Annotated in this window: 5 protein-coding genes and 2 pseudogenes; all 7 read left to right on the top strand. The window is 53.1% G+C overall.

The features are described from left to right. Positions 1–97 (top strand): annotated as a pseudogene (locus tag ACRCWW_RS01850) (23S rRNA accumulation protein YceD); the annotation flags it as partial. A gap of 16 nt (positions 98–113) precedes the next feature. Next, positions 114–287, top strand: coding sequence for a 50S ribosomal protein L32 (rpmF, locus tag ACRCWW_RS01855; protein WP_000290724.1), 174 nt, complete (start codon positions 114–116; stop codon positions 285–287). Positions 288–366: 79 nt separating this feature from the next. Further along, on the top strand, positions 367–1,401 hold the full coding sequence (plsX, locus tag ACRCWW_RS01860) for a phosphate acyltransferase PlsX (RefSeq protein WP_438680874.1): 1,035 nt from the start codon (positions 367–369) through the stop codon (positions 1,399–1,401). 6 nt (positions 1,402–1,407) lie between these two features. After that, entirely contained in the window at positions 1,408–2,361 is a 954-nt protein-coding gene (locus ACRCWW_RS01865; protein WP_438680875.1) for a beta-ketoacyl-ACP synthase III, read from the top strand. Between the two features lie 14 nt (positions 2,362–2,375). Next, the gene (gene fabD, locus ACRCWW_RS01870) at positions 2,376–3,305 is read left to right on the top strand and encodes an ACP S-malonyltransferase (protein WP_438680876.1); all 930 of its coding nucleotides are present in this window, start codon (positions 2,376–2,378) and stop codon (positions 3,303–3,305) included. A 19-nt stretch (positions 3,306–3,324) separates the two neighbouring features. Further along, positions 3,325–4,059, top strand: a complete 735-nt coding sequence (gene fabG, locus ACRCWW_RS01875; protein WP_438680877.1) for a 3-oxoacyl-ACP reductase FabG — start codon at positions 3,325–3,327, stop codon at positions 4,057–4,059. A 210-nt stretch (positions 4,060–4,269) separates the two neighbouring features. Next, a pseudogene (locus ACRCWW_RS01880) lies at positions 4,270–4,337 on the top strand (acyl carrier protein); the annotation flags it as partial.

Here is a 4,337-nt window from a genome sequence, read left to right on the forward strand (position 1 = left end):
TGAAGTGTCCGACGCGGACATGGTCTTTGGCGAACTGCCTGAAGAGGCACAAAAACCAAACCCATTTGCCGTATTAGCCAGCTTAAAGCGTAAGTAATTGAGGAGTAAGGTCCATGGCCGTACAACAGAATAAACCAACCCGTTCCAAACGTGGCATGCGTCGTTCCCATGACGCGCTGACTGCAGTTACCAGCCTGTCTGTAGACAAGACTTCTGGTGAGAAACACCTGCGTCACCACATCACTGCCGACGGTTTCTACCGCGGTCGCAAGGTTATCGCTAAGTAATCACGCGCGAGCGTGATGAAGCTTAGTGAGGATTTCCCCGCGTAAGCGGGGATAAACCGAACCAGGCGGCGACGAAACCTTGACACGTCTGACCCTAGCGTTGGATGTCATGGGGGGGGATTTTGGCCCTTCCGTGACGGTGCCTGCAGCATTGCAGGCACTGCACGCTAACCCGCAACTCTCGCTTCTTCTCGTCGGAAATCCCGACACCATAACGCCATTACTCGCCAAAGCTGATTTTGAACAACGTTCACGTCTGCAGATAATCCCTGCCCAGTCAGTTATTGCCAGTGATGCCCGTCCGGCCCATGCGGTTCGCAACAGCCGGGGAACCTCAATGCGTATTGCGCTTGAATTGGTGAAAGAAGGCAGAGCGCAGGCCTGTGTCAGTGCCGGGAATACCGGCGCGCTGATGGGGCTTGCCAAACTCTTACTCAAGCCGATTGACGGCATTGAGCGTCCGGCGCTGGTGACGGTATTGCCTCACCAGCAAAAGGGCAAAACGGTGGTGCTTGATTTGGGCGCCAACGTGGATTGCGACAGCACGATGCTGGTACAGTTTGCCGTCATGGGCGCGGTGATGGCCGAAGAAGTCGTCGGCATTAGCCAGCCACGAGTGGCACTGCTCAATATCGGTGAGGAAGAGAGCAAAGGTCATGAGAACATTCGTGATGCTTCAGCGCTGCTGAAAAAGGTCTCCTCCATCAACTATATCGGCTATCTTGAAGCCAACGAATTACTCACCGGCAAAACAGATGTGCTGGTTTGTGACGGTTTTACGGGAAACGTCACATTAAAAACCATGGAAGGCGTTGTCAGAATGTTTCTTTCCCTGCTGAAATCTCAGGGCGAGGGGAAAAAACAGCCGTGGTGGCTGAAAATTTTGAAACATTGGTTACAAAAAAGCCTCTCCAGGCGATTCAGTCACCTCAACCCCGACCAGTATAATGGCGCCTGTCTGTTAGGATTGCGCGGCACGGTGATTAAGAGTCATGGTGCAGCCAATCAGCGCGCGTTTAGCGTGGCGATTGAACAGGCAGTGCAGGCGGTGCAGCGCGAGGTCCCACAGCGGATCGGCGCTCGCCTCGAATCTGTATTACCACCAAAAGACTGAGCGTACATGTATACGAAGATTGTAGGTACCGGCAGCTATCTGCCTGAACAAGTGCGTACCAACGCCGACCTGGAAAAAATGGTAGATACGTCTGACGAGTGGATTGTTACACGCACAGGTATCCGTGAGCGTCGTATCGCCGCGCCAGACGAATCCGTGTCCACCATGGGCTATGAAGCCGCGAAACGTGCGCTGGAGATTGCGGGCGTTGACGCTGAGCAGCTTGGCCTGATTGTTGTGGCGACCACTTCTGCCACTCATGCGTTCCCGAGTGCGGCATGCCAGATCCAGTCTATGCTGGGTGTGAAAGGCTGCCCGGCATTTGATGTCGCTGCGGCCTGTGCAGGATTTACCTATGCGCTGAGCATTGCCGATCAGTATGTTAAGTCAGGCGCGGTTAAACACGCCCTGGTGATTGGCGCTGACGTTCTGGCACGTACCTGTGATCCGACCGATCGCGGGACGATCATTATTTTTGGTGATGGCGCAGGCGCTGTCGTTCTGAGTGCCTCCGAAGAGCCGGGGATCATTTCCACGCACCTGCACGCGGATGGCAACTACGGTGAATTGCTCACCTTGCCAAATGCCGATCGTGTTCATCCGGAAAATTCTATTCATCTGACCATGGCAGGAAACGAAGTTTTCAAAGTGGCGGTGAAAGAGCTGGCCAATATCGTCGAAGAGACGCTGGCTGCGAACAATCTGGATCGTAGCGAACTCGACTGGCTGGTGCCTCATCAGGCCAACCTGCGCATTATCAGTGCGACAGCGAAGAAGCTGGGCATGCCTATGGATAATGTCGTGGTCACGCTTGACCGTCACGGTAATACTTCTGCTGCTTCCGTGCCTTGCGCATTCGATGAAGCCGTGCGTGATGGCCGTATAAAGCGTGGTCAGTTGGTGCTGCTTGAAGCCTTCGGCGGTGGATTTACCTGGGGCTCAGCACTGGTTCGTTTCTAATTAAGGATTACAACATGACGCAATTTGCTTTTGTGTTCCCGGGACAGGGTTCTCAGACTGTCGGTATGCTGGCTGATATGGCCGCGCAATACCCGGTTATCGAAGAAACATTCCGTGAAGCTTCTGATGCTCTGGGTTACGATCTGTGGGCACTGACTCAGCAGGGGCCAGCTGAAGAACTGAACAAAACCTGGCAGACACAGCCTGCACTGCTGACTGCTTCCGTTGCACTGTACCGCGTATGGCAGCAGCAGGGCGGTAAAGAACCAGCGCTGATGGCGGGTCACAGCCTGGGCGAATATTCTGCACTGGTTTGTGCAGGCGTCATGGCCTTCGCCGATGCGGTTCGTCTGGTTGAACTGCGCGGTAAATTCATGCAGGAAGCTGTACCAGAAGGCACGGGCGGTATGTCTGCCATCATCGGTCTGGATGATGCGTCTATCGCAAAAGCCTGCGAAGAGTCTGCTGAAGGGCAGGTGGTTTCGCCGGTGAACTTTAACTCTCCGGGCCAGGTGGTGATCGCCGGTCATAAAGAAGCCGTTGAGCGTGCGGGTGCTGCCTGTAAAGCCGCTGGTGCGAAGCGTGCGCTGCCGCTGCCAGTTAGCGTGCCGTCTCACTGTGCTTTGATGAAACCTGCTGCTGAAAAACTGGCTGCTGAACTGGCAAACATTACCTTCAGCGCCCCACAGATTCCGGTTATCAATAACGTAGATGTGAAGTGCGAAACGTCTGCAGACGCCATTCGCGATGCGCTGGTTCGTCAACTCTACAGCCCGGTTCAGTGGACCAAAACCGTTGAGTTCATGGCCTCTCAGGGCGTTGAACATTTGTATGAAGTGGGGCCGGGTAAAGTCCTCACCGGCCTGACAAAACGTATTGTTGACACCCTGACTGCGTCGGCTATTAACGAACCGGCGGCCATGTCAGCGGCGCTTGAACAATAATAAGAGGAAAAGCAAAACCATGAGTTTTGAAGGAAAAGTTGCACTGGTTACCGGTGCAAGCCGCGGCATTGGCCGTGCGATTGCTGAAACGCTCGTTGCCCGTGGCGCGAAAGTTGTGGGCACTGCAACCAGCGAAAGCGGTGCTCAGGCCATCAGCGATTATCTGGGTGCTAATGGAAAAGGTCTGATGTTGAATGTGACCGAACCGGCATCTATCGAATCTGTTCTGGAAAATATTCGTGCAGAGTTTGGCGAAGTGGACATTCTGGTCAATAATGCCGGGATCACTCGTGATAACCTGTTAATGCGAATGAAAGATGACGAGTGGAACGACATTCTCGAGACCAACCTGTCATCTGTTTTCCGTCTGTCAAAAGCGGTAATGCGAGCTATGATGAAAAAGCGTCATGGTCGTATTATCACTATCGGTTCTGTGGTTGGTACCATGGGAAATGCTGGTCAGGCTAACTACGCTGCGGCGAAAGCCGGTCTGATTGGTTTCAGTAAATCGCTGGCGCGTGAAGTTGCGTCTCGCGGTATTACTGTGAACGTTGTTGCTCCGGGCTTTATTGAAACGGACATGACGCGTGCGCTGTCAGATGATCAGCGTGCGGGTATTCTGGCGCAAGTTCCAGTGGGTCGCCTTGGCGATGCAAAAGAAATCGCCAGTGCGGTGGCATTCTTAGCCTCTGACGAAGCGGGTTACATCTCTGGTGAGACTCTTCACGTCAACGGCGGAATGTACATGGTCTGACCGTAGTTTGCACAAAATGCTCAGGAACCGCGCAGTCTGTGCGGTCCTGGACATAATAACGTGCAAAATGATTTGCGTTATTGGGGCAAACAGCCGCAAAATAGCGTAAAATCGTGGTAAGACCTGCCGGGATTTAGTTGCAAATTTTTCAACATTTTATACACTACGAAAACCATCGCGAAAGCGAGTTTTGATAGGAAATTTAAGAGTATGAGCACTATCGAAGAACGCGTTAAGAAAATTATCGGCGAACAGCTGGGCGTTAAGCAGGAAGAAGT

This window comes from Scandinavium sp. (assembly GCF_051650185.1).
GTDB lineage: Bacteria > Pseudomonadota > Gammaproteobacteria > Enterobacterales > Enterobacteriaceae > Scandinavium.